We start from the raw sequence: 26,167 nt of genomic DNA on the forward strand, positions 1-26,167 counted from the left end.
ACGCCTTCCTCCCTCTAGAACGGCTTCGGCGCCATCTTCGCAGGACCTGCATACCGACTGGTAGGTAACTCAGGTCACAAGTGCATATGGACGCGCCGGGCCCGCGTGAAGTAAGCAAGTAGGAAGTTATTTACCCCTTGGAGGGGTGTCATGGAGTTCGACTATGTGATCGTCGGGGCGGGCTCGGCCGGCTGCGTGCTGGCCAGCAGGTTGTCGGAGGACCCCGGCATATCGGTGGCGCTGGTCGAGGCGGGCGGGAAGGACGACAAGCTCGAGATCCGCATGCCGGCCGGCTTCGCCAAGCTGTTCAAGACCGAGTACGACTGGGCCTACCAGACGGCCAAACAGAGCGAGATGTCCGGCCGCGAGCTCTACTGGCCCCGTGGCCGGGTGCTGGGCGGCTCGTCCTCGCTCAACGCCCAGATGTGGGTACGCGGCTGCCAGCAGGACTACGACCAGTGGGGCGTGCCCGGCTGGGCCTACGACGACGTGCTGCCCTACTTCACCAAGGCCGAGCGCCGCATCGGCAGCAACCAGGGCGGCGTCTACGGCACCGGCGGCCCCCTCTACATCTCCGAGCTGCGCAGCCCCAACGTCACCACCGGCGTCTTCCTGAAGGCGTGCGAGGAACTGGGCTACACCCGCCTGACCGAGCTGAACGGCCGCAGCAACGAGGGCTACTGCCCCACTCCCGTCACCCAGAACCGGGGCAGGAGGTGGAGCTCCGCCGACGCGTACCTGCGCCCGGCCCTGTCCCGGCCCAACCTGCACGTGATCACGAACACCACCGTGGACAGGGTGACGTTCGACGGCCGGCGCGCGACGGGCATCGAGCACAGCGGCGGCGCCCCGATCAAGGCCAGGCTGGAGGTCATCCTGGCGGCGGGCACGATCGGCTCGCCGTACCTGCTGCTGCGCTCCGGCGTGGGCGCGCCCGACGAGCTGCGCGACGCCGGGGTGCCGATCGTGCACGAGCTGCCCGAGGTCGGCAAGAACCTGCAGGACCACCTGTCGAGCGGCGTGTTCGTCGAGTGCAAGCAGCCGGTGACGCTGACCAAGGCCGAGTCGCTGGTGAACCTGCTGCGCTACATCGTGCTGCGCTCCGGCATGCTCACCACGAACGTCGGGGAGGCCGTGGCGTTCATCAAGACCTCGCCGGAGGAGCCCGCGCCCGACATCGAGCTGATCTTCGCGCCGGTGCCGTTCGTGGACCACGGGCTGACGCCGCCGACCGGCCACGGGCTCACCGTCGGGGTCGTGCTGCTGCAGCCGGAGAGCCGCGGCAGGATCGGGCTGAGCGGCAGGGACGTGGTGATCGACCCCGGCTACCTGACGGCGGAGGCGGACGTCAAGCGCATGGTCGAGGGGCTGAAGGCGGCCAAGCACGTGTTCGCCACGACCGCGATGAAGCCGTACGCGGGCGGGCCGATGGCGCCGTACTGGGGGCCGGAGAGCGACGAGGAGCTGGCCCAGTGGGTACGCGAGCGCGGCGAGACGCTCTACCACCCCGTCGGAAGCTGCCGCATGGGCACCGACGAGGGCTCGGTCGTGGACCCGGAGCTGCGCGTGCGCGGCGTCGAAGGCCTCAGGGTGGCCGACGTGTCGATCATGCCGACGCTGAACCGCGGCCACACCCACGCCCCCGCCATCATGATCGGCGAGAAGGGGGCCGACCTGGTCAGGGCGAGCAAGGCTTGACGTAAGTGGTCACTTGCGTAGTCTCGACGGTATGACTCTGCCGGCGGACCTCGACCTGTCGCAGATCCCGTTCTGGGGGCGGCCGCAGGCCGAGCGCATGGAGGCCTTCCGCAAGCTGCGCGAGCTGGAGCACCCGGTGTTCGTGCCGGAGCAGGCGGTGCCGTTCATCGGTGGCGGCCCTGGCTACCACGCCCTGGTGCGCCACGCCGACGTGACCGAGGCCAGCAGGAACGCGGCCGTGTTCAGCAGCGAGCCGTGCTCCAACAGCATCCCCGACATGCCGCGGTGGCTGAGCGTGTACTTCGGCTCGATGATCAACATGGACGATCCGCGGCACGCGCGGCTGCGGCGCATCGTGTCGCGGGCGTTCACGCCGCGCATCCTGTCGAAGATGGAGGAGGACCTGGCGCGGGCCGCCGCCGAGATCGTGGACCGGGCGATCGAGGAGGGGCCCGGCGACTTCGTCACCCAGGTGGCCGCCAAGCTCCCCGTCCGGGTCATCTGCGACATGATGGGCATCCCCGCGAAATTTCATGACATGGTGCTGCGGCGGACGAACGTCATCCTCGGCAACGCCGACCCCGAGTACACCGGCCTCTCGCCCGATTTCAGCCGCGTCAACGTCGCCCGCGGCCTGGTCAGGCTGCTGCACGCCGGCTACTCGCTCAACCGGCTGGCCGCCCGCCTCGGCGACGAGCGGCGCAGGCGGCCCACGGGCGACCTGGTCAGCCTGCTGGTCAACGGGGAGGAGCGGCTCACCTCCCAGCAGCTCGGCTCGTTCTTCATCCTGCTGGTGGTGGCGGGCAGCGAGACCACGCGCAACGCGATCGCGTACGGGCTCAAGCTCTTCACCGACCACCCCGAGCAGCGCGAGCTGCTGCTGGCGGACTACGACGGGCGCGTCGCCGGAGCCTGCGACGAGATCGTCCGCTACGCCACGCCGGTGATCCAGTTCCGCCGCACGCTGACGCGGGACCACGAGCTGAACGGCACGGCGTACCGGAAGGGCGACAAGGTGCTGCTCTTCTACAACTCGGCCAACCGCGACGAGTCGGTCTTCCGTGACCCCGACACCTTCGACATCACCCGCGACCCCAACCCGCACGTCGGCTTCGGCGGCCCCGGGCCGCACTACTGCCTGGGCGCGCACCTGGCCCGCAGGGAGATGACCGTGATGTTCCGCGAGCTGTTCACCCGGCTGCCGGAGGTCAGGGCGGTGGGGGAGCCCGACTTCCTGCTGTCCAACTTCATCAACGGCGTCAAGCATCTGAGGTGGGCGTTCTGAGATGTCCGGTGACGGAAGATCCGGCGTGCTAGGTTTCGCAGTCATGGAGATCAGGACTATCCACGCCAATGGGGTGGAGTTCGCGTATCTATCGTTGGGGGAGGGGCCGCTGGCGCTGTGCCTGCACGGCTTCCCCGACACCGCGCACACCTGGCGGCACCTGATGCCCGCGCTGGCCGAGCGCGGCTACCGCGCGGTCGCGCCCTTCCTGCGCGGCTACGCGCCCACCGAGGTCCCCGCCGACGGCGCCTACGAGGAAGCCGCGCTGGTCGCCGACGTGCGCGCGCTGCACGAGGAGCTCGGCGGCGGGGACGACGCCGTCGTCATCGGGCACGACTGGGGCGCCTTCCCCGCCTACGTCACCGCCGGGCGCTTCCGGCGGGCCGTCACGCTCGCCGTGCCGCCGCCCGGCTCGCTGGCGGGCTCCTTCTTCGACTACGAGCAGCTCAAGCGCTCGTTCTACATCTTCCTGTTCCAGACCCCGCTGGCCGAGACGGCCGCCGCCACGCCCGGCTTCCTCGACAACCTCTGGCGCGACTGGTCGCCCGGGTACGACGCGAGCGAGGACCTGGAGTTCGTCCGGCGCAGCCTCGGCGACCCCGCGAACCTGAGCGCGGCCATCGGCTACTACCGCGCCATGCTCGGCACCACGCCGCCCTCCGGCCGCTACCCGGCCGTCGAGGGCGGGGTCACGGGCCCCGTGCTCTACCTGCACGGGGCGCAGGACGGGTGCTTGAGCGCCGACCTGGCCAAGGGCGCGCTGGAGCACCTGCCCGAGGGGTCGCGGGCCGAGCAGGTGGCGGGCGCCGGGCACTTCCTCCACCTGGAACGGCCCGCCGAGGTCAACCGGCTCATCCTGGATTGGCTCGGCCCGGCCTCCTGATCAGCCGGGGCCTCCTGATCAGCGGGGCCTCAGCACGGCGATCAGCGGGTGCTGCCCCGACAGGCTCACCTCGACCGCCTCCTCCACCGTGAACCCGGGCGGGATCCCGTCGTGCACCAGCGCCACGGCCAGCCCGTCCGGAGCCAGGACCCGCCGCACCTCCCGCCACAGCGGGGCCAGGCCGCGGGAGAGCCGGCCCGCGGGCGGCACCTGGCGTCCCCACGGCGGGTTCACCAACACCCGGTCCGCGCAGCCGTCACCCACCGGGATCCGCCCGCCGTCGGCCACCGCCCACGCGACCGGCATCCCAGCGGCCCCTGCGCCCGCGCCACCCGCGGCCTCCGCCCTGGGCGCGCCGGGCAGACCGGTCGCGCTGGGTGCGGTGGGCAGGCTGGGTGGAACGGGTGTGCCGGGCAGATCGAGCGAGGTGGGCAGATCGGGCGAGGTGGGCAGGCCGGGTGCGGTGAGGGCGGCGGCGCGGGTGTTGGCGGTGGCGGCTGTCACGGCGGCGGGGTCGTGGTCGATGCCCAGGAACCGCACCCCCGCAGGGCCCGCGCCCTCGCCCGCCAGCGCGCGGGCCTCGATCAAGGTGGTGCCCGCGCCGCAGCAGGGGTCGAGCACCGTGCCGGCCCCGTCGAGCCGGGCGAGCTGCGCCATGGCGGCGGCCACGGGCGGATGCAGCGTGCCCCGGATCGAGGCCGTCTTGTACGCCCGCCGGTGCAACGGCCGCGCCGCCACCCGTACCGCGATGACCGCCTGATCGTCCTCGATCGTGACCCGCCACGACCTCGCGCCCGCCGGTGGCCGCCGGCCGTCCCGCCTGGAGTGGTACGGCACCCGCAGCGGCCGCGCCAGCTCGGCCCCCACCGCGTCCTCGATCTCGAACCTGGTGTAGTTGCGCCGCCCCACGAACGACGCCGACACCTCCACCCCGCTCCCGGGGGCGCCCATCAGCCGGGGGTCCACCTCGCGCGCCGCCCGCGCCAGCCGGAGCAGCGCGGAGCGGCCTGAGCCGATCCCGTCCACGACGGCCGCGGCCAGCAGCACGTCGTCGGCCGTACGCAACCCGAGCAGGTCGGCCTCAGGCCGGGCCTCGAACCACACCTCGCGATGGCGCACCCCGCGCACCACGCCCGTGCGTGAACGCCGGATCTCCATGGCCACCAGGGGCTCGATGCCACGCACGGCCCTGGCCACGGCAAAGGTATGCAACTGTCTTTCTCCCACGTCGCGACCCGGGACGGCGGTCGCTCAGCCGTCCCGCATCGCCGGCGGTGGGTCGTCCGCGACCCGCCGGCGGATCGCTAACGTCGGAAGAAGAACATGGGGCCGAGCCTAGGACCTCCGGCGCACGCCGAGCCACAGATTTTTCCGCGCCACGTACGTACGGTGTACGTCCAACCCATTGACGTAAGTGGCCGCTTTTCGAATGATGGCCTCATGAGCGTCCTGGACTTCGATCTGTCGGACCGCGACTTCTGGGCCAAGCCCATGAGCGAGCGCGAGGAGGCGTTCGAGCGGCTGCGCTCGCTCGACGCCCCGGCCTTCTTCGAGGAATCGGAGATGACCTACATGCCCAAGGGGCCGGGCTACTACGCGCTGGTCAAGCACGCCGACATCCTCGAGGCCAGCCGCAACCCCGAGGTGTTCTGCTCGGGCGACGGCGGTGCGACGAACATCCCCGACATGCCCGCGGAGTTCGCCGAGTACTTCGGCTCCATGATCAACATGGACGACCCGCGCCACGCCCGGCTGCGCAGGATCGTCTCCCGCGCCTTCACCCCCAAGATGATCAAACAGTTCGAGTCGGACGTGGAGGCGGCGGCCGTCGGCATCGTCGACGACCTCCTCGCCAAGGGCCCCGGCTGCGACTTCGTGACCGAGGTGGCCGCGCGGCTGCCCCTGAAGATCATCTGCGACATGATGGGCATCCCGGAGCGCGACTACCAGTTCGTCTTCGACCGCTCCAACATCATCCTGGGCGGCTTCGACCCCGAGTACACCGGCGACGACCTCACCCAGCTCGCCGAGCGCCTGCTCAACGCGGGCATGGAGCTGCAGCAGCTCGTCCAGGACCTGGCCGCCCACCGCGCCGACAACCCGACGGGCGACCTCACCTCCTCGCTGGTCAACGCCAACCTCGACGGCGAGCGGCTGACCATGCAGGAGCTCGGCTCGTTCTTCATCCTGCTGGTCGTGGCGGGCAACGAGACCACGCGCAACGCCATCTCGTACGGCATGCGCCTGCTCACCAAGAACCCGGACCAGCGCGCGCTGTGGCTGGAGGACGTCGACGGCCGCGCGCCCGGGGCCGTCGAGGAGATCGTCCGGCTGGCCTCCCCGGTGAACTTCATGCGCCGCAAGGCCACCAGGGACTTCGAGATGAACGGGCACCTCTACCGCAAGGGGCAGAAGGTCGTGCTGTTCTACTGGGCCGCCAACAGGGACGCGGCCGTGTTCGACGACCCGCTGCGCTTCGACATCACCCGCCACCCCAACCCGCACGTCGGCTACGGCGGCCCCGGCCCGCACTTCTGCCTGGGGGCCCATCTGGCCCGGCGGGAGATCACGGTGATGTTCCGCGAGCTGCTGCGGCGGGTCCCGCGGATCGAGGTCGGCAAGCCCGATCGGCTGCACTCCAGCTTCATCAACGGGATCAAGCACATGGAGTGCGCCTTCTAGACCTCCTCCTGCTACTGGGTGGTCAGGCGGATCTGGTTCATCACCGTGCGGACGTCGGGCAGGAGCTGCTTGCTCTCCGACGGGATCGAGATGTAGACGATGGCCGGGACCTCGGCGCCGGTGTTGACGGCCATGGTCACGATCGTGGCCTTCTCGGTGTCCGACGTCAGCGAGTACGCGATCAGCCGTCCCGTCTGGTCGCCCACCTTGATCGGCTGCTGGGCGATCTTGCGGACCTTGTTGCCGTCGGGGAAGAAGCTGCGCCGGGCGCTCAGCACGACCTGCTTGATCACCGGCTCCAGGTTGTCCGCCTCGTAGTAGGAGGACAACCGGGGCGACAGCGGCCCCGACATGACGGTCGCGTACCGCTCGGGCGCCACCTGCACGTACTGGCGGGTGTTGAAGCCGTACGTGCCCTTCACCGTGGCACGCTGGTCGAGCTGCCAGGTGCCGCCGAGGCGCGGGACCGAGATCCGGGCTTCGGCGTCGGGCACCCGGCCGATGACCGGCGAGGCCTTGCCGGTGTACTTCGGCAGCGGTCCGATCGAGGTCGAGGCCTTGGTGGCGGTCGCCTTGGGCGGGGACGAGGCGGACTGCTCGGCGGCGAGGCTCGCGCTGGACGGCGCGTCGTCGCCCGCCAGCGGGCCCCACAGGAACGCCCACAGCAGCGCGGCCACCAGCGCGACCGCCACGGAGCCGCCGAGCGCGTAGATCCAGATGGGCTTGCCCGGCTCCTCGTCCTCCAGGCCGTCCTGGTCGCCCATGGACTGGTAGTTGTCGCCGAAGACGGTGTTCCAGAGCTCCTGCTGGCGCTCGGGCGGCGGGGTGCGGGAGCCGCTGATCTGGCCGGCCGTGACGAACCTGTTCTCCGGGTCGGACGGGTCGCGGCTCAGGTTGGAGCCCGGGCGGCCGGGGTGGTCTTCGGCGGAGGGCGGGCCCTGAGGCGTGCCGGGGGGCGTGCCAGCAGGTCCGCCGGGGGGCGTGCCGAGGGGGGTGTCGGTGTGAGGCTGAGCTGAGTCCATGGGGGTGGAGGGCACCGCGCGATCGTTCAGGAGGTTCTGGGTGTGCTGGGCGTAGGTGACCGTACGCTCGTCCGCCGGGTGGGCGGCGGGCGGCGGGGGGCCGGCGTTGTTGTAGACCGCGGTGCGCTCGGCTCCCGGCTCGGCGGGTGCCGGACGGTCGGCCGGAGGCCACGGGGCGGGACTGGACAGGTTGGACCAGGCGTCGGCGGACGGCGTGGGCGGCTGCGCCCACGCGGGAACCGGGTCGGCGGGCCGGCCGGGCGGTGGCGAGCCGGGCCCTGGCGCGCCCGGTGCCTGCGCGGAGGGGGGCGGGGCGCCTTTCGACGACACCTCGGGCCAGGCGGCGGGGCCCGCTGTGCTCTGCGGCGGCGGCCCGTCCTGCCAGGCGGCGCGCACGTCGGGCGAGGAGGCGTTCTCCGGCCAGGAGGTCCGCACGTTCGGCGACGACGCGTTGTCCGGCCACGGGTTCCGCACGTCGGGCGAGGAGGCGTTCTCGGACCACGACATGCGTACGTCGGGGGAGGAGGCGCTCTCGGGCCATGACGTACGTACGTCGGGCGAGGAGGTGTTCTCCGGCCACGACATGCGCACGTCGGGGGAGGAGGCGTTGTCGGGCCAGGACGTGGGCGCGGCGGCGTCGGGCCGGCCAGGCTCCTGCCGGGGCGGCTCGGGCCAGGAGGCGCCCTGCGACGGCCCGGGGGGAGCCTGGTGGGAAGGGCCGGGACCGGGGCGGGAGGCGCCCGGCGGTTCTGGCCAGGACGGGTCCTTGCGCGGCGGCTCCGGCCAGGACGGCTCGGGGTGGGCCGGCCGCGGGGTCTCCGGCCAGGAGGTGGGGACCTCGGCGGCGGGCGCGCTGGGCCAGGAGGTGGGAACCTCGGAGGGGGACTCGCTCCAGCCGGGCTCACGGCGTGGCGGCTCCGGCCAGGAGGATGGCAGATGAGGTCCGGAATTCTCCGTTGCCATGGCTGCCGGCCCTCCCGAGGTTGTGTCCGGATGTCCCGTTATATCCGGATTTGACGTCTCACGCATGATCTCATGGGATTTTCCAGGAGATGCAGGTGGTTCCGCAGCGAAACGAGGGAAGCCATGCGGATCGGTGGGCGGATCCTGCAGCGGCAGGTCACCCTCCGGTCGAACAGGCTCAGCTGGGTATACCACGGCGACAAGGCTATTCTTCTGGGACGAATGAGGTCACAACGGATACATCACCATCAGGTCTCGCCGGACCTGAAGGGTCCATTCTGCCTTCGGAGCTCGATCCATAGCCTGCATTCAGCCGAAGAGGTGCGCTAGGCTTGACACATGCGTTCCGCGACCCTGCTTCTTAGCGGGCCGCGACGGCCCTAGAAGATCTCTGCCGTCGCGGCTCCACCCCTCGTTGTGTGCACGAGGGGTTTTCTTATGGGTCCGCATCAAGCCAGAAGGACAGTAGCCGTGAGTGAGTACGATCCGCAGGCGCTGCAGGCCAAGTGGCAGCAGCGATGGGAGGAGCAAGAGACCTTCCGGGCCGGCGAGGACCCGGCAGACCAGCGCGAGCGCCGCTACATGCTCGACATGTTCCCCTACCCTTCCGGCGACCTGCACATGGGCCACGGTGAGGTGTTCGCCCTGGGCGACGTCATCGCGCGCTACTGGATGCAGAAGGGTTACAACGTCCTGCACCCGATCGGCTGGGACTCCTTCGGCCTGCCCGCGGAGAACGCCGCGATCAAGCGCAACGCCCACCCCGCCGAGTGGACCTACGCCAACATCGAGACGCAGGCCACCTCGTTCCGGCGCTACGGGATCTCCTTCGACTGGTCGCGCCGCCTGCACACCAGCGACCCCGACTACTTCCGCTGGAACCAGTGGCTGTTCAACCGCTTCTTCGAGCGGGGCCTGGCCTACCGCAAGGGCGGCCTGGTCAACTGGTGCCCCAACGACCAGACCGTGCTGGCCAACGAACAGGTCGTGGCCGGCAAGTGCGAGCGCTGCGGCGCCGACGTCATCCGCCGCGAGCTGACGCAGTGGTACTTCAAGATCACTGACTACGCGCAGCGCCTGCTGGACGACATGGAGCAGCTGATCGGCTGGCCCGAGCGGCTGCTGACCATGCAGCGCAACTGGATCGGCCGCTCCGAGGGCGCCGACGTGCTGTTCGAGATCGAGGGCCGCGAGGAGCCGGTCCACGTCTACACCACGCGCCCCGACACGCTGTACGGCGCCACGTTCTTCGTCGTCGCCGCCGACGCCGCGCTGGCCGAGGAGATCGTCACCGACGAGCAGCGCCCGGCGTTCGAGGCCTACCGCGCCGAGGTCGCCAAGCTGAGCGACATCGAGCGGCTGGCCACCGACAAGGAGAAGACCGGCGTCTTCCTGGGCCGCCACGCGATCAACCCGGTCAACGGCGAGCGCATCCCGGTCTGGGCGGCCGACTACGTGCTGTCCGACTACGGCCACGGCGCCATCATGGCCGTGCCCGCGCACGACCAGCGCGACCTGGACTTCGCGCGCAGGTTCGACCTGCCGGTGAAGGTCGTCGTGCACACCGGCCTGGCCGACCCGGGCGAGACCGGCGAGGCCACGCCCGGCGAGGGCACGCTGGTCAACTCCGGCCCGCTGGACGGCCTGACCAAGGCCGAGGCCATCGCCAAGATCATCGAGATCCTGGAGAAGCAGGGCAGGGGCACCGGCGCGGTCAACTTCCGGCTGCGCGACTGGCTGCTGTCCCGCCAGCGTTACTGGGGCACGCCGATCCCGATCATCCACTGCCCCGACTGCGGCGAGGTGCCCGTCCCCGACGAGCAGCTGCCGGTCACGCTGCCCGACCTGCGCGGCGAGGCGCTGGCGCCCAAGGGCGTGTCGCCGCTGGCCAGCGCCACCGACTGGGTCAACGTCGAGTGCCCGAAGTGCGCCGGCCCCGCCAAGCGCGACACCGACACGATGGACACCTTCGTCGACTCCTCGTGGTACTTCCTGCGCTACTGCTCGCCGGGCTACACCGACGGCCCGTTCGACCCCGAGCAGGTGCGCAAGTGGGGCCCGATCGACCAGTACGTCGGCGGCATCGAGCACGCGGTGCTGCACCTGCTGTACTCGCGCTTCTTCACCAAGGTCCTGCACGACATGGGCATGGTGGACTTCACCGAGCCGTTCCTGCGCATGCTGAACCAGGGCCAGGTGATCAACGGCGGCAAGGCCATGTCGAAGTCCCTGGGCAACGGCGTGGACCTGGGCCGGCAGATCGACGACTTCGGCGTCGACGCCGTCCGCCTGACCATGGTGTTCGCCGGGCCGCCCGAGGACGACATCGACTGGGCCGACGTCTCGCCGGCCGCCTCGCAGAAGTTCCTGGCCCGCGCGCTGCGCGTGATGTCGGAGGTGGCCAGCGAGCCGGGCGCCGCGTTCGACGGCGGTGACGTCGAGCTGCGCAAGGTGACGCACCACACGATCGACGAGGTCACCAAGCTGGTCGAGGGCCAGCGCTTCAACGTGGCGGTGGCGCGCATGATGGAGCTGACCTCCGCCGCGCGCAAGGCCATCGACTCGGGACCGGGCGCCGCCGACCCGGCGGTGCGCGAGGCAGCCGAGACGCTGGCGATCCTGCTGTCGCTGGTGGCGCCGTACACCGCCGAGGAGGGCTGGGAGCGGCTGGGCCGCACCGGGTCCGTCGCGTTCGCCGGATGGCCGGCGGCCGACCCCGCGCTGCTGGTGCAGGAGTCGGTCACGTGCGTGGTGCAGGTGGCGGGCAAGGTGCGCGACCGCCTGGAGGTCTCGCCCGACATCAGCGAGGACGAGCTGCGCGCGCTGGCGCTGGCCTCGGAGAAGATCGCCCCCTACGTGCAGGGCATGCCCCGCAAGGTGATCGTCAGGGCGCCGAAGCTGGTCAACATCGTCCCCTGATCACAGGGAGCGCAGGGCCGGCAGCAGCTCCTTCTCCGCCCAGTCGAAGAACGGCTGCTGCTGGTCGTGCCCGATCTGGACGAGCGCCACGTGCGTGTACCCGGCGTCGGCGAACTTCTTGACGCCCTGCACGACGGCGTCCACGTCGCTGCCGCACGGCACGCTCTGCGCCACGTCCTCGGGGCGGACCGTGCCGGCCGCGGCGGCGAAGTTCACCGGCCCCGGCAGCTCGGCCATGACCTTCCAGCCGCCGACGCTCGACCAGCGCCACAGCTTGTGCGCGCGCTGCTTGGCGGCCTCGGCGTCGGTGTCGTAGGCGAGGGCGAGCTGGCCGTACACCGGCCTGCCGGCGCCGCCCGCGGCGTTGAACTGCTGCACCACCTCGGGCATCGGGTCGTTGATGACCAGCACGTCGCCGTACTCCGCGGCCAGCTCGGCCGACTGGCCGCCGGAGGCGGCGATGCCGATGGGGACGGGCTGCTCGGGCAGGTCGTACAGCTTGGCCGAGTCCACGTCGAAGAACTCGCCCTGGTGGGTGACGTACTCGCCGCTGAAGAGCTTCCTGATGATCTGGACGGCCTCGGCGAACATCCGGTGCCTGGTGTCCACGGGCGGCCAGCCCTCGCCGATGACGTGCTCGTTGAGGTTCTCGCCCGCGCCCAGGCCCAGGGTGAACCTGCCCTGGCTCAGCACGCCCATCGTGGCCGCCTTCTGCGCCACCACCGCCGGGTGGTAGCGCATGATGGGGCAGGTCACGTACGTCATCAGCGGCAGCCGCTCGGTGACCTGCGCCGCGGCGCCGAGCACCGACCAGCAGTAGGGCGAGTGCCCCATCTCCTCCACCCACGGGAAGTAGTGGTCGGAGATGACGGCGTAGTCGAAGCCGATCCGTTCGGCGGCGGCGGCGTAGTCGACCAGCTCGCGGGCCGGAGTCTGTTCGGACATCAAGGTGTAGCCGATTTGTACCATGCGCCCCGGCTACCCGACTTTGCTCACATTAGCGGTCAGAGTCCGGAGATCAATGTTGGCGGCGATCGCGCAGCTCCTCGACCACCAGTCCGAGCCCGATGCCCAGCAGCCAGACGTCCTTCACGACGCCGATGCCCTGCTGGGACGGCCGCACGCTGCCCTCGTGGTGCATGCCCGGCGTCCGCAGGTACAGGCCGATCAGCCCCGCCGCGAAGCCGGTCAGCGCCGCCCCGGCCAGCAACGACGGCACGAACGGCACCAGCAGGGCCGCGCCGAGGGCGACCTCGCTCCTGGCCAGCAGTCGCGTGAAGAGTGCCGGGTCCATGCGGCGCAGGAAGGGGTAGGCGCCGGCCGCCATGCCGTGCGTGGAGGCGGCCCGCTGCTCGTCGGCTTCGATCAGGTCCAGGCCCGAGTTCAGGATGACGGCGGCGGCGGCCAGGCGGGGCGGCAGCTGGTGCGCGCGGGTGAAGATCTTCATGCTTCCTCACAGGGTTCCGAAATCGGGCTTCAACCCTCCTTCCCCCACAAAACGGGCCGTCCACTGGGAGAGGAATTATTGAGCCGCTCTTGGTGCCGCGGTTTAGTGTTCAGGGGTGGCATATGGCGCATACCTGAGATACCCGCACCTGCACGGTGACCTGGTCACCTTCGTCGCCGACGACGACGTCTGGCTCGCTCCGCTGACCGGCGGCAGAGCCTGGCGGTTCACCGCCGACCGCGTGGCCGTGTCGCACCCGCGGTTCTCGCCCGACGGGGGCCGGATCGCATGGACCAGTACGAGGGAGGGCGCTCCCGAGGCGTTCACCGCCGAGCTCGACGGGCCGGAAGGCGAACGGCTGACCCACTGGGGCGACAACACCACCTCCGTCCGCGGGTGGACGCCCGGCGGCGACGTGCTCGCGATCACCGCCGCCGGGCAGAGCGCGGGCAACCGGCGCTGGGCGCACGCGGTGCCGCTCGACGGCGGGCCGGCCACGCGCCTGCCGTACGGCTGGGTCAGCGAGGCGGCCGTCAGCGAGGAGAAGGTCGCCACGGTGTCGGTGGTGTGGCGCGAGCCGTCGCAGTGGAAGCGGTACCGCGGCGGCACGGCGGCCAAGCTCTGGGTGGACGCCGAGGGGAACGGCGAGTTCGCCAGGCTGTTCGCCGACAGCACGGCGCAGTACTGGTCGGTGAGCTGGGTCGGCGACCGGATCGTGTTCCTGTCCGACGCCGACGGCACGGGCAACGTGTACTCCGCCCTGCCCGACGGCTCCGACCTGCGCAAGCACAGCTCCCACGAGGAGTTCTACGCCCGCCACGCCACCGGCGACGGGCAGCGGGTGATCTACAGCCACGCCGGGGACCTGTGGCTGCTGGAGAGCCTGGACGCCGAGCCGTACCGGCTGGACGTGCGGCTCGGCGGGCCGCGGCCGGGGCGGGCCAGGCGGCCGGCGCCCCTGCGGGCGGGCGCGTTCTCGCCGGACGCCACCGGGCGGGCCAGCGCGGTGGAGATCAGAGGCACCGCGCACTGGGTGACCCACCGCGACGGGCCCGCCGGCGTGCTGCGGGCCGAGCCCGGCGTGCGCGTACGCCTGCCGCAGGCGCTCGACGCCGACGGCAGGGCCGTGTGGGTCTCCGACGCCGGCGGCGAGGACGGGCTGGAGATCGGCACCCCCGGCGGCGAGGTCAGGACCCTGGCCTCCGGGCAGCTCGGCCGGGTGCTGGAGCTGGCCGCCGCGCCCGACGGCAAGCACGTGGCCGTGGCCACGCACGACGGGCGGCTGCTCGTCATCGACCTCGAGACCGACAACGTGCGGGAGCTGGACCGCACCGACCAGGGCGACGTGAGCGGGCTGGCGTTCTCGCCCGACTCCACGTGGCTGGCCTGGGCCCACCCGCACCACAGGCGGCTGACGCAGATCAAGATGGGGCGGGTGGACGGCACGTCGGTGATCGAGGTGACGCCGCCGCGGTTCGTGGACCACGACCCGGCCTTCACCAAGGACGGCAAGCACCTGGCGTTCCTGTCGGTGCGCACGTTCGACCCCGTGTACGACGCGCACGTCTTCGACCTGTCGTTCCCCCACGGGTGCAAGCCGTACATCGTGCCGCTGAAGGCCGCCACGCCGTCGCCGTTCGACCCCTCGCTGCAGGGGCGCGGGTTCAACGGCGAGGACGACAAGCCGTCCAAGGACGACAAGAAGGACGATGCGCCGCCGCGCACCGAGGTCGACCCCGACGGGCTGGGCTCCCGCGTGGTGCCCGTGCCGGTGCCCGCCGGGAGCTACGGCAACCTGCGTACCGCCAAGGACGCGCTGCTCTGGCTGCGCTACCCGCTCAGCGGCGTGCTCGGCGACGGCAGCGAGCAGAGCTCCGAGACCGTGCTGGAGCGCTACGACCTCAAGAAGCGCGCCAAGTCCGAGCTGGGCAAGGAGATCCGCGCGTTCGAGGTCAGCGGCGACGGCTCCAGGCTCGTCACCAACGGCAAGAACGGCCTGCAGACCCGCGCCGCGAGCGAGGGCGACGAGGTCGTCACCATCGAGCTCGACCGGATCACCGTCCAGCTCGACCCGGTCGCCGAGTGGCTGCAGGGCTTCCGCGAGGCCGGCCGCCTCATGCGCGACCACTTCTGGCGCGAGGACATGAACGGCGTCGACTGGCAGGGCGTGCTCGACCGCTACGAGCCGCTGGTCTCGCGGATCGGCGCCCACTCCGAGCTGATCGACCTGCTCTGGGAGACGCAGGGCGAGCTGGGCACCTCCCACGCCTACGCCGTGCCCAACGGCTCCGGCGTCGATCCCAGGCGCCGCCAGGGGCTGCTCGGCGCCGACCTGGCCAGGGACGGCGACGGGGTCTGGCGGGTCGAGCGCATCCTGCCCGGCGAGTCGTCCGACCACGCCGCCCGCTCGCCGCTGCTCGCTCCGGGCGTCGCCATCCGCCCCGGCGACGCCATCCTCGCCGTCGGCGGCCGCCCGGTCGATCCGGTACGCGGGCCGCTCCCGCTGCTGGCCGGCACCGCGAACCAGCCCATCGAGCTGACCGTCCGGCACTCCTCCGGCGGCGACGTGCGCCGGGTCGTGGTCAGCCCGATCGCCGACGAGACGCAGCTGCGCTACCACGACTGGGTGGAGGACCGCCGCGCCTACGTCAGGCAGGCGTCAGGGGGCAGGCTGGGATACCTGCACGTGCCCGACATGGTGGCCTCCGGGTGGGCGCAGTTCCACCGCGACCTGCGTACCGAGATGGACTACGACGGGCTGGTCGTGGACGTGCGGGAGAACAGCGGCGGTCACCTGTCGGAGCTGGTGCTGGAGAAGCTGTCCCGCAAGGTCACCGGATGGGCCCGGGCGCGCTGGTACCAGCCGATGCGCTACCCCGACGACTCGCCGCGCGGGCCGGTGGTGACGGTCACGGACGAGTTCGCGGGCTCCGACGGCGACATCGTGAGCGCGGGCATCAAGAATCGCGGGATCGGGCCGCTGGTGGGGACGCGGACGTGGGGCGGGGTGATCGGGATCGACTCGCGGTACTCGCTCGTGGACGGCACCCGGGTCACCCAGCCCCGGTACTCGTTCTGGCTCGACGGGCCCGGGTGGGGCGTGGAGAACTACGGAGTCGATCCCGACATCGAGGTGGTGATCACGCCGCAGGACCGGGTGGCGGGCCGGGACCCGCAGCTCGACAAGGCCATCGAGCTCGCCTTGGCCGCGCTCGACGAGCGGCCGGCCGCCACGCCCCCCGACCTGCCGCCGCTCAGCCCGCCAGCCGGCTGAGTATCTCGGCGAGAATGGCCTCGGTGGTGGCGAAGTTGAGCCGGACGAAGCTCTCACCGCCGGGGCCGAAGGCCGCGCCGTCGTTCAGCCGCACCTTCGCCTCGCGCTCGAGCACCTCCGCCATGCCCGGCCTGCCCACGTCCAGCCAGGCCAGGTACGTCGCCTCCGGGACCCGGTAGCCGAACGTGGCGGGCAGGCGGGAGGCGATCGTGCGACGGTTGCGGTCGAGCAGCGCCACCGTCTCCGCGAGCCAGTCGTCCCCGTGCCGCCAGGCCGCCACGGTCGCCTCCACGCCGAACACGCTGGGGGAGCCGTAGACGAAGGGCGGCTGCGCCTCCAGGGCCTTGCGCGCGCCCTCGTGGCCGAAGTGGGCCACCGAGCAGCGGATGCCGCCCAGGTTGAACGCCTTCGTCGCCGAGGTCAGCGTGACCGTGCGCGCGGGCAGGATCGTGGCGAAGGGGATGTGCCGGTGCGGCTCGTACACCAGGTCGGCGTGGATCTCGTCCGCGATGACCAGCAGGTCGTGCCGCTCGGCGTGCTCGGCCAGCTCGGTCAGCTCGCGTTCGGTGAACGCGCGGCCTGTGGGGTTGTGCGGGTTCACCAGCAGGAGCACCCGGCAGCCCGACAGGTCGGGCACCTCGAAGCGCCACGTGTCGCCGTCCGGCTCCATCCGGATGGGGCGCAGCGGGCGCTCCATGACGCTCAGCGTGTCCAGGAACGGGTGGTACGCCGGGACGTGCACCGCGACCCCGTCGCCCGGCTTCGTCCAGAGCTGGAGGAGCACCTGGAGCGCCTGGTTGAGGTCGTTGAACGGACGCACCAGCCCAGGGTCGGCCTGCCAGCCGAACCGGCCCGCCATGCGCTCGGCGAACGCCTCGGCCAGCGGGCCGGCGTTCTGGTCCAGCAGCCAGACCGGGTAACCCAGGTCGCCGTCGGCCCGGCGGCGCAGCACCTCGGCGACCGCGGGGGCGGTGGGCAGGTCCATGTCGGCCACCCAGGCCGGGATCACCCCCGGCTCGACCGCCGCCCACTTGAGACCATCATGTGTGGATTTAAGGGTTAAGGGGGTATATGCGTCATTCACTCGGCCATTCTAGGATTCTGGATTGTGATGAGGCGGTGGCGCGGAGTATGGCAGGCTGGGCGGCCATGACGCCCCACCCGAAGATCGACGCGATCGTCGAGACGTACCTCACCTTGGCCGACGCGGAGGCTCCCGGGCTGGTGGAGGGGCTCTACCTGGAGGGCTCCGCGGCGCTCGGCGACTACCGGCCGGGCACCAGCGACGTCGACTTCGTCGCGGTGACGAGGCGGCCGCCGGCGGCCGGGGTGCTGGAGCGCATCCACACCAGACTCGGCGCCCACCCCTTCGACGGCGTCTACCTCACCTGGGACGACCTCGGCCACGACCCGGCCGAGCTGGGGGAGCGCCCGCAGGCGCACGCCGGGCGGCTCAACCGGCGGGGCTCGGTCAACCCCGTCACCTGGCACACGCTGGCCCGCCACGGGCTGACCTGCCGCGGGCCCAAGCCGGAGGAGCTGAAGATCTGGAACGATCCCGGCGCCCTGGCCGCCTGGACCGATCGCAACCTCGAACTCTACTGGCGCCGCCTGGTGACCCGCGCCTCGCGCCCGTTCACCCCGTGGGGGCTGATCTGCCTCGGCGGGTACGGCACCGTGTGGATCGTCACAGGAGTCGCCCGGCTGCACTACACGCTCGCCACCGGCGAGATCACCTCCAAGTCGGGGGCGGTGCGGTACGCGCGTGAGGCCTTCTCGGAGCGCTGGCACCGTGTGGTGGACGAGGCGCTGCGGCTGCGCGAGGAGGACAGCGCGCTGCCGTCGGCGGGGAGCGTGATCGCGGGGCTCGGCGACCATTTCGGCACGCCGCGGCGCTCGCTGTACGGATCGCCGTTCGAGCGCAGGCGCGACGTGCTCGGCTTCGCGGACCAGGCGATCTCGGCGGCGCACGCGCTGTACCGGGCGCGCTGATATTGACGGGGCCCCGCTGCCGGGGTACGAATGCGCTCACTGCCGCCTGTTCCGGCGCGGTGAGATGTTAACGCTAACATCGTGGAGGGCCGCTGGATGCGTACACGTTTCGTCGGGTTATGCCTGGTGCTGCTGGCCACCGTCCTGGTCCCGGCCCACGTCGCGCACGCCGCCGGGCCCGCGCCGCACTACCTGATGACGGCCTTCACCAACGCCAGCGAGTCCAACATGTACGTCTACGACTCCTTCAACGCCGGCACCTACAACCTCATCAGGGCCAACGCCTACCGGCCGCCGTCCGGGCTGATCCGCGACCCCAGCGTGATGCGGCACACCGACGGCTACTACTACCTCGTCCACACCACCAACTGGACCGGCGACACCATCGGCTTCGCCCGCAGCGCCGACACCGTGAGCTGGACGTTCCTGCGCAACGTGACCGTCGGCCTGAACGGCGCCACCGGCAGCACCTGGGCGCCCGAGTGGTTCAAGGACTCCGACGGCAGCGTGCACGTGATCTACTCCGCGTCCACGACGGGCACCGCCGGGCAGTTCAGGCCGTACCGGATCACCGCCACCAACAGCGCGCTGTCCGCGTGGAGCGCCCCGGTCGCGCTGGGCATCTCGGCCAACTACATCGACAGCTTCGTGGTCAAGTCCGGCTCGACGTACCACAACTTCCTGAAGAACGAGACGACCAAGTACATCGAACACGCCACCGCCCCCTCGCTCACCGGGCCGTGGACGTTCACCGGCACGGGCAACTGGGCCGGCTGGGGCTCCGGCCTGGAGGGCCCGGCGCTGACGCGGCTGCCGGACGGCCGCTGGCGGCTCTACTTCGACAACTACACCGGCGGGCGCTACTACTACGCCGACAGCGCCAACCTGTCATCGTTCGGGGCCAAGGTCGAACTGCCCGGCCTGTCCGGGACGGCCAGGCACTTCACCGTGCTGCGCGAGGACGCCGGCGACACGACCGCCGTGCCCACCGGCAACCGATCGCTGCGCTCGGCCAACTTCCCCGACCGGTACGTGCGCCACCGCGGCGGCCTGGCCTACCTCGACCCGCTGACGCCGTCCAGCGCGCTCGCCGACCGGCAGTCCGGCACGTTCACCGTCACGGCCGGGCTGGCCCACTCCGGCTGCTACTCGTTCCAGTCGGCCACCCAGCCCGGCTACTACCTGCGGCACTACAACATGCGGCTCGCCCTGCAACGTGACGACGGCTCGGCCATCTTCAAGGGCGACGCCACGTTCTGCGGGCGGGCCGGCCTGGCGGGCGGGGGCGCGTTGTCGTTCGAGTCCTACAACCTGCCCGGGCGTTACCTGCGGCACTACAACTACGAGCTGCGGCTGGACCTGTGGGCGTCCGGTTCGGTGTTCGCCTCCGACGCCTCCTTCACGGTCACGTCTCCGCTCGCGTAGGGAGGGACATGTCCAGAAATATCCCCCGCCGGGTCGTGCTCCTCGCCGTCCTGGCTAGCCTGCTCACCGTGACCGCCAACCTCCTGCCGACGGCCGCGCACGCATCACCGGCGGTGCAGTACACCAACCCGCTGGCCGCCCAGCGCGCCGACCCGCACATCTTCCGCCACACCGACGGCTACTACTACCTCACCGCCACCGTCCCCGAGTACGACCGGATCGTGCTGCGCCGCGCCACCACCATCCAGGGCCTGGCCACCGCGCCGGAGAGCGTCATCTGGCGCAGGCACACCAGCGGCGAGATGGGCGCGCACATCTGGGCGCCGGAGATCCACTTCATCAACGGCAAGTGGTACGTGTACTTCGCCGCCGGCCGCGCCGACGACGTCTGGCGCATCCGCATGTACGTCCTGGAGAACGCCGCAGCCAACCCCCTGACCGGCGCCTGGACCGAACGCGGCCGGATCGCCACCCCCTGGGACACCTTCTCCCTCGACGCCACCACGTTCGTCGCGGGCGGCGTGCGTTACCTGCTGTGGGCTCAGCAGGAGCCAGGCATCGCGACCAACTCCAACCTGTACATCGCCCGGATGGGCGCCAACCCGTGGACGATCACCGGCGCCACGACCCGCCTGACCGTCCCGACGCTGGCCTGGGAGACACGCGGGTACAAGGTCGCGGAAGGCCCCTCCGTGCTGCAGCGCAACGGCCGGCTCTTCCTGACGTACTCGGCCAGCGCCACGGACGCCAACTACTGCCTCGGCCTGCTGACCGCCTCCGCCACCGCCGACCCGCTCCAGGCGTCGTCCTGGACGAAGAGCCAGAGCCCGGTCTTCGCGAGCAACGCCGCGACCGGCCAGTACGGCCCCGGCCACAACTCCTTCACCACCTCCGAGGACGGGCAGAGCGACATCCTCGTCTACCACGACCGGTCCTACCGGGACATCTCCGGCGACCCGCTGAACGACCCGAACCGCCGTACGCGCGTCCAGAAGGTGTACTGGCGCGCGGACGGCACGCCCGACTTCGGCATCCCGGTCCCCGACGGGGTCACGCCGGTGCGCCTCATGTCGTACGACACGCCGGGGGCGGCGGTGCGGCACTGGAACTACCGTGCTCGGCTCGAAGCCAACGTGACCCCGCTGGCGGACTCGCAGTTCCGGCTCGTGACCGGGCTGTCGGGGAGCGGAACGGTGTCGCTGGAGTCGGCGAACTTCCCCGGCTACTACCTGCGGCATCGCAACCACGAGGCCTGGGTGGAGCAGCGGGACGGGTCCGCGCTGTTCTCCGCGGACGCCAGCTTCGTGCGGCGGAGCGGGCTCGCGGGGAGCGGGACCGTGTCGCTGGAGTCGGTGAACTTCCCCGGGTACTACCTGAGGCATCGGGCGGGGCAGGTGTGGGTGGAGCGGGATGACGGGTCGAGCGCGTTCCGGGGAAGCGCGAGCTTCGTCCTGGAGTGACCGGTCAGGCGGGAAGGTCGGTCGCCCGGGCGGTGACCAAGCCGAACAGGTCGCCGATCGTGGTCAGGGCGGCGGCGTGCAGGGCATCCGCCGGGACAGGCGTGCCGTCCGGGCCCGCCAGCGGCCGGGTCGCGCACGCCTCCGCCACCACCGTCGGGCGGTAGCCGAGGTTGAACGCGCCCTGGGCGGTGAACTGGACGCACATGTGGGTCATGAAGCCCGCCAGCACCAGGTCAGGCCCGGCGTCCAGGCGGCGCAGCGTCTCCAGCAGGTCCGTCTCGTGGAAGGAGTTCGGGAAGCCCTTGACGACGACCGGCTCACCGTCCCGGGGCGCGACACGCGGATCGATCTGCCCGATCTCGGCGCGGATGTCGTACGGGGTGCCTTCGCCGCCGTCGTTGACGACGTGCACCACCGGTGTTCCGGCGGCGCGGGCGCGCTCCAGGAGGCGGGCGGCGGCGTCGAGGGCGCGGTCGGCGTCGGGGAGGGCCATGACGCCGGTGCGGTAGGTGTTCTGGAAGTCGATCAGGATCAGGGTGCTGGCGGACAGCGACGGCAGGGCGCCGTCCAGGCCGATCACTTCACGCAGAGTGGTCGAAACGGTCATCTCATTCTCCTTGGAGTAGTACGGGAACAGGACATGGTGGATCATCGGCCGTGGTCAGGCGTGAAGCCATCAACGGCCGTGGCGAACACGGGCCACTACCGCCTGGCCCGGACGGACGCAGGCGTTGCGGTCGGCCGGGCGCAGACGTTGCGGCAGCACGTCCGTCTGGCCCGGTCGGGCTGAGGCGTTGCAACGCTTCCTCACCTCGGCCGGTCGGGCGGAAGCGTTGCGATCACACCGCCGTCCGGCCCGGTCGGGCTGAGGCGCTGCGACGTGTCCTCGCCTTGGCAGGTCGGGCGGATGCATCGCGGAGGCAGATCCGCCTGGGCCGGTGGGGCGGAGGTGTTCGGCCGCACCCCGCCAGCGCCCGGCCGAGGACAGGAGAGGCAACCTCGGGGCGAGGGTGGTGGGCTGGGTCAGGCGGCGGTGCGGAAGCGTCGCCGATAGGAGGCGGGGGTGGTGCCGAGGCGCCGCCGGAACGCCCGGTGCAGCGTCTCCGCCGAACCCAGGCCGCACGTTGCGGCGACCCGGTCGAGCGGCTCGTCGGTGCCCTCCAGCAGCCGGCGCGCCGCCTCCACCCGGGCCGACTCGACGTAGGCGGCCGGAGTGGACCCGGTCTCCTTGCGGAAGACCCGGGCGAAGTGCCGCTCGCTCAGGCACACGCGCTCGGCGAGCGCCGCCGCCGACAGGTCGGCGGTGAGGTTCGCGGTGATCCACACCCGCAGTTCGTCGAGGTCGCGGCGCTCGGTCGGCGCCTGCCAGAGCGGGACGCTGAACTGGCTCTGCCCGCCCTGCCGCTTGAGGTACATCACGAGCTGCCGGGCGACCGCCAGGGCGAGCCGTTCGCCGTGGTCCTCGGCCACCAGGGCGAGCGCCAGATCCATGCAGGAGCTGATGCCCGCGCCCGTCCACACCTTCCCGGAGCGGATGTAGATCGGATCGGGGTCGACGGTGACGTCGGGGTGGTCGGTGGCCAGCCGGTCGGCGGTGGCCCAGTGCGTGGTGGCCGTCCGGCCCGCCAGCAGGCCCGCGGCGGCCAGCAGATGCGCCCCGACGCACACGGAGGCGACCCGGTGGGCGTGCGGGGCGGTGTCGGCGATCCAGCCGACCAGGTCCGGATCGATCACCGGTGCACCGTCGCGGTCGACCGCGCCGGGCACCACCAGCGTGTCGACCCGGTCGCCGACCTGGTCGAAGGTCAGGTCGGTGGCGAGCCGTACCCCGGCGCTGGTGCGTACCTGGCCGCCGTCCGCCCCGGCCAGCAGCACCTGGTACGGCGTCCGGCCGGACATCTCCCGGTTCGCGACCGCGAAGACTTCCGCGGGACCGGTGACATCGAGCAGATCGACGTCGGGGAACACGGCGACGACGACACGGTGTGGAGCGGGCATGCCCCTATTGTCGCAAAAATGCCTCTATGGCCGCTATGACGTGGTTCTGTCATATCCGGACACCGTTCACGGGGCATCCGCAACCGGGACCAGGTGTCGCGACATGACGAAGCCCGCCCCGGACATGGCAGGTGTGGGGCGGCGAGAGAACGATCCAAGAGTGGCAGCGCCAGGAACGTTCCAAAAGTGCACGGGTCTCGTGCCCGGACAACATCACTGGCTGCCCGGCGCGACACAAGCCCCGGCGCGCAGCGCGGCACTGAGCGTACCCAGCGCTCGGCGCCCTTGGCGTCGTGGCGGTGACGGCGTACCCATGGGTGGTGTTTTCGGCGCGCGCCGGTTCGCGGCGCGGAAGGTCGGACGCGCGCCCGAGTCCTGACCCGCCTCGGCTGGGACGGAGACTCGTCCCCGCCGCAGGCCGTGACCCACCTCGGCTGGAGACAGTGACCCGTCTCCCCCGCAGGGCCGTAACCCGCCTTGGCCGAACACAGCGGCCCGCCTTCGCTCCAGGCGGCTACCAACCCTTGGTCGGAGACTCGTCCCCCGGCAGGGCCGTGACCCGCCTCGGCTGGAGACGGAGACCCACCTTCGCTACAAAACGTGCCCCTCCCCGGTCGGAGACGGAGGTCCGCCTTCGCTTCAGGCGGCTACCCACCCTTGGTCGGAGACCTGTCCCCTTGCGGGGGCCGTGACCCGCCTTGGCCGGAGACGGTGACCCGCCCTGGCTAGAGGCGGCGCAGGACCGCTACGACCTTGCCAAGGACGCTGGCCTCGTCGCCGGGGATGGGCTCGTAGTTGGAGTTGTGGGGGACGAGCCACACGTGGCCGTCCTTGCGCTTGAAGGTCTTGACCGTGGCTTCGCCCTCGATCATCGCGGCCACGATGTCGCCGCTCTCCGCGACGGGCTGCTGGCGTACGACCACCCAGTCGCCATCGGCGATGGCGGCTTCGATCATCGAGTCACCGGCGACCTGCAGGAGGAACAGCGTGCCCTCACCGACGAGCTGCTTGGGCAGGGCGAAGACGTCTTCGACGCTCTCCTCGGCGAGGATCGGCCCACCGGCGGCGATGCGGCCCACGAGAGGGACGTAGGCGGCCGTCGGGCGGTTGACCGTGGGCTCCTCGTCGGTGGCGTCGGGATCGACCCAGAGCACGGGCTCGCCCGGGAGGCGGACCTCCAGCGCGCGCGGCCGGTGCGGGTCGCGGCGCAGGTAACCCTTGCGCTGTAGCGCGGTGAGCTGGTGGGACACGCTGGACGTGCTGGTCAGCTGCACCGCCTCGCCGATCTCGCGCATGGACGGTGGATATCCGCGCTGCTGTACCGAGTCGCGGATCACTTCGAGGATCTTGCGCTGCCTGGGCGTCAAGCCCAGGGAGTCTCGCCGGCGCACCGCGAGGTCGCTGACCCCGTTTGCGTCATCCCGCTCGGTCATGCTCTTCCTCCTCGCCTGGCGGCCCGCCTAACCGGCGAACCTCCCGGTCCGTGGTCCTGATGTCGCACACAGCGACCGTATCGCTGTTGAAGATCATCTTCAAACAATTGTTCGAGTCTTCCTCGAAATTGTCGCCAGCGTGGTGTACAACATCGTACGGGAGTTCGATCGACATCGTGTTCGATTTGCTGATCTTTATTTGGCCTTTTCCTCGGGCCACACGGCGGGAGGTCATCCATGCGAACGCCCACAAATACGGACACGACCAGCGAAGACGTCAACCGGCTCACACTGATCGCCGATGCCACGCGGAGTAAGGATCGACGGGCCGACAATACGCGGGTGGGGGCCGCTGTTCGAGGGAATTCCGGCAAGAGGCTGGGGTCCCGTTCGAGTGGTGGGGGAAGGTCCCATTTGCGGCTCGTCCCGTCGCCGCGTGCGGGCGACGACCCGGACACCACCGTCCCGCCGCCCCCGGGGAGGGGCAAGAAGCGGCAAGGGCGGGGTGGCGGCGATGACACCGTGGGGGGCCGGAGGCCCGGCGCGAAGGGCGGGGTGCGAGGGGCCAGAAGCGGAGGGAGCGGGAGCGGAGGGGTCAAAGGTAAGAGCGGATCGGGAGAGGGGTCGGGGCGAGCCGTCGCCCTCGCGCGCGACGGTGATTCAGGCGAGCGGCGGGGCGACCTCCCGACTCGGCGCGGCGATGCCTCCATGCGGGAGCGCGCTGCCTCCGCTCGTCAGGGCGGCGTCTCCGCTCGCCTGAGTGGCGGCTCCTCGGGTCGTCAAGGCGGTTCCTCGGGTCGTCAAGGCGGTGTCTCGGGCCCTCAAGGCGGTGCCTCCGCCTGGAAGGGCGGTGCCTCTGCTCGTCGGGGCGGTGCCTCCGCTTGGGAGGGCGGTGCCTCGGGGCGGCGAAGTGTCGCGTTCCGGCGGCGTCGGGCGGCTTTGCGGCGGCGAGGCGTCTTCGGGCGGCGGCGCATCACCGGACAGTCGGGGGTTCCGGGGCGGCGGGACGCTTCCGGGCGGGCAGGTGTTGCGGAAGGCCGGGGCGTTGCGGGGAGGGGCGCCGCGCCTGTGCGGCTGACCCGGCGGGGTCGGGTCGTGCTGGTGCTGGCTGTGGCGTTGCTGTCCTTGGGCGGGTTCTGGCTCGGAACGCGGGCGGCCGGGCACGCGGAAGTGCGGGTCGTGGTGGCCGGCCATGCTGGGCTTCCGTGGGTTGAGGTGCACAAGGGGGACACATTGTGGGAGATCGCCGACGCGCTCTCCGCGGGGGATGATCCGGGGGCGCTGGTGGAGGAGATCAGGCGGCTGAACGGGCTGTCCGACTCGCTCATCCGGCCGGGTACCCGCATCTACGTCCCGAAGGACACCGCCGCCTTACGCTGACCGCCGCGTCAGTCGGCGTGACACCCTGAGGGCCGGGCGAGCACCCCCCTGAGTCGGGCGAGCAACTCTCCTTGAGTCGGGCGAGCAGCCCTCCCTGAGTCGGACGAGCAGCCCCTCTTGGAGGTGGACGCAGCACGTCGGCATGGGGCCAACCGTCAGCGGGAACGGCGTCGCGGTCGGTCGTCGAGCCTTCCCTGACACGTGGCTCCGCCCGTGCTGCCTTGCATGCCACGGCGCCTGCCCTGCCCGGCCGGTTCCTGTGCGGCGACACACCTGCACGGCGGCCTCCCTGCACGGTGGCCTCCC

General features: G+C 71.2%; 18 protein-coding genes. 10 read left to right on the plus strand and 8 right to left on the minus strand.

Annotated features, from left to right (window positions below; genetic code table 11):
- The first annotated feature begins 150 nt into the window (after positions 1-150).
- The 3 genes from AB0I79_RS05690 to AB0I79_RS05700 are packed head-to-tail and all read left to right on the plus strand — an operon-like array spanning position 151 to position 3,866.
- On the plus strand, positions 151-1,698 hold the full coding sequence (locus tag AB0I79_RS05690) for a GMC family oxidoreductase N-terminal domain-containing protein (protein WP_357867423.1): 1,548 nt from the start codon (positions 151-153) through the stop codon (positions 1,696-1,698).
- A 31-nt stretch (positions 1,699-1,729) separates the two neighbouring features.
- Positions 1,730-2,983 (plus strand): cytochrome P450, encoded by a 1,254-nt coding sequence (locus tag AB0I79_RS05695; protein WP_357867426.1) that lies wholly within the window; start codon positions 1,730-1,732, stop codon positions 2,981-2,983.
- Between the two features lie 43 nt (positions 2,984-3,026).
- Positions 3,027-3,866: an alpha/beta hydrolase gene (locus tag AB0I79_RS05700; protein ID WP_357867429.1), complete on the plus strand. Its 840-nt coding sequence runs from the start codon at positions 3,027-3,029 to the stop codon at positions 3,864-3,866.
- Between the two features lie 18 nt (positions 3,867-3,884).
- On the opposite strand, the gene AB0I79_RS05705 is transcribed toward AB0I79_RS05700, so the two are convergent.
- Positions 3,885-5,078 (minus strand): RNA methyltransferase, encoded by a 1,194-nt coding sequence (locus tag AB0I79_RS05705; RefSeq protein ID WP_357867432.1) that lies wholly within the window; start codon positions 5,076-5,078, stop codon positions 3,885-3,887.
- Between the two features lie 228 nt (positions 5,079-5,306).
- Here AB0I79_RS05705 and AB0I79_RS05710 point away from each other — a divergent pair, with 228 nt between their 5' ends.
- Complete coding sequence (locus tag AB0I79_RS05710) at positions 5,307-6,548, plus strand: cytochrome P450 (protein ID WP_357867435.1); 1,242 nt, start codon at positions 5,307-5,309, stop codon at positions 6,546-6,548.
- Positions 6,549-6,559: 11 nt separating this feature from the next.
- On the opposite strand, the gene AB0I79_RS05715 is transcribed toward AB0I79_RS05710, so the two are convergent.
- Positions 6,560-8,533 (minus strand): hypothetical protein, encoded by a 1,974-nt coding sequence (locus tag AB0I79_RS05715; RefSeq protein ID WP_357867438.1) that lies wholly within the window; start codon positions 8,531-8,533, stop codon positions 6,560-6,562.
- A gap of 438 nt (positions 8,534-8,971) precedes the next feature.
- Here AB0I79_RS05715 and leuS point away from each other — a divergent pair, with 438 nt between their 5' ends.
- Complete coding sequence (leuS, locus tag AB0I79_RS05720; RefSeq protein ID WP_357867441.1) at positions 8,972-11,452, plus strand: leucine--tRNA ligase; 2,481 nt, start codon at positions 8,972-8,974, stop codon at positions 11,450-11,452.
- Here leuS and AB0I79_RS05725 read toward each other — a convergent pair whose 3' ends face one another.
- Positions 11,453-12,421 carry a TIGR03557 family F420-dependent LLM class oxidoreductase gene (locus tag AB0I79_RS05725; protein WP_357867444.1) on the minus strand — a complete coding sequence of 323 codons (969 nt, stop codon included), beginning with the start codon at positions 12,419-12,421 and terminating at the stop codon, positions 11,453-11,455.
- A 49-nt stretch (positions 12,422-12,470) separates the two neighbouring features.
- The gene (locus tag AB0I79_RS05730; protein WP_357867447.1) at positions 12,471-12,899 is read right to left on the minus strand and encodes a hypothetical protein; all 429 of its coding nucleotides are present in this window, start codon (positions 12,897-12,899) and stop codon (positions 12,471-12,473) included.
- Between the two features lie 115 nt (positions 12,900-13,014).
- Here AB0I79_RS05730 and AB0I79_RS05735 point away from each other — a divergent pair, with 115 nt between their 5' ends.
- The gene (locus tag AB0I79_RS05735) at positions 13,015-16,173 is read left to right on the plus strand and encodes a PDZ domain-containing protein (RefSeq protein ID WP_357867450.1); all 3,159 of its coding nucleotides are present in this window, start codon (positions 13,015-13,017) and stop codon (positions 16,171-16,173) included.
- Here the strand turns inward: AB0I79_RS05735 and AB0I79_RS05740 are convergent.
- Positions 16,154-17,257, minus strand: a complete 1,104-nt coding sequence (locus AB0I79_RS05740) for an aminotransferase class I/II-fold pyridoxal phosphate-dependent enzyme (RefSeq protein ID WP_357867453.1) — start codon at positions 17,255-17,257, stop codon at positions 16,154-16,156. The genes AB0I79_RS05735 and AB0I79_RS05740 overlap by 20 nt on opposite strands.
- A gap of 65 nt (positions 17,258-17,322) precedes the next feature.
- Here AB0I79_RS05740 and AB0I79_RS05745 point away from each other — a divergent pair, with 65 nt between their 5' ends.
- From AB0I79_RS05745 to AB0I79_RS05755, 3 genes are all read left to right on the plus strand, one after another.
- The gene (locus AB0I79_RS05745) at positions 17,323-18,165 is read left to right on the plus strand and encodes an aminoglycoside adenylyltransferase domain-containing protein (RefSeq protein ID WP_357867456.1); all 843 of its coding nucleotides are present in this window, start codon (positions 17,323-17,325) and stop codon (positions 18,163-18,165) included.
- A 96-nt stretch (positions 18,166-18,261) separates the two neighbouring features.
- On the plus strand, positions 18,262-19,590 hold the full coding sequence (locus AB0I79_RS05750) for a glycoside hydrolase family 43 protein (RefSeq protein WP_357867459.1): 1,329 nt from the start codon (positions 18,262-18,264) through the stop codon (positions 19,588-19,590).
- Between the two features lie 8 nt (positions 19,591-19,598).
- Positions 19,599-21,050, plus strand: a complete 1,452-nt coding sequence (locus AB0I79_RS05755) for a family 43 glycosylhydrolase (protein WP_357867462.1) — start codon at positions 19,599-19,601, stop codon at positions 21,048-21,050.
- Between the two features lie 4 nt (positions 21,051-21,054).
- Here the strand turns inward: AB0I79_RS05755 and AB0I79_RS05760 are convergent, their stop codons facing one another.
- The 3 genes from AB0I79_RS05760 to lexA all read right to left on the minus strand — a co-directional run bounded on the left by AB0I79_RS05760 (position 21,055) and on the right by lexA (position 24,481).
- On the minus strand, positions 21,055-21,657 hold the full coding sequence (locus tag AB0I79_RS05760; RefSeq protein ID WP_357867465.1) for a cysteine hydrolase family protein: 603 nt from the start codon (positions 21,655-21,657) through the stop codon (positions 21,055-21,057).
- A gap of 416 nt (positions 21,658-22,073) precedes the next feature.
- A complete protein-coding gene (locus tag AB0I79_RS05765; RefSeq protein ID WP_357867468.1) occupies positions 22,074-23,048 on the minus strand; it encodes a helix-turn-helix domain-containing protein in 975 nt (324 codons plus the stop codon).
- Positions 23,049-23,773: 725 nt separating this feature from the next.
- Positions 23,774-24,481, minus strand: coding sequence for a transcriptional repressor LexA (gene lexA / locus AB0I79_RS05770; RefSeq protein ID WP_357867471.1), 708 nt, complete (start codon positions 24,479-24,481; stop codon positions 23,774-23,776).
- A 1,095-nt stretch (positions 24,482-25,576) separates the two neighbouring features.
- Here lexA and AB0I79_RS05775 point away from each other — a divergent pair.
- On the plus strand, positions 25,577-25,861 hold the full coding sequence (locus tag AB0I79_RS05775; protein WP_357867474.1) for a LysM peptidoglycan-binding domain-containing protein: 285 nt from the start codon (positions 25,577-25,579) through the stop codon (positions 25,859-25,861).
- Positions 25,862-26,167: the final 306 nt, after the last annotated feature.

The organism is Nonomuraea sp. NPDC050202 (assembly GCF_040656115.1).
Taxonomy (GTDB): domain Bacteria; phylum Actinomycetota; class Actinomycetes; order Streptosporangiales; family Streptosporangiaceae; genus Nonomuraea.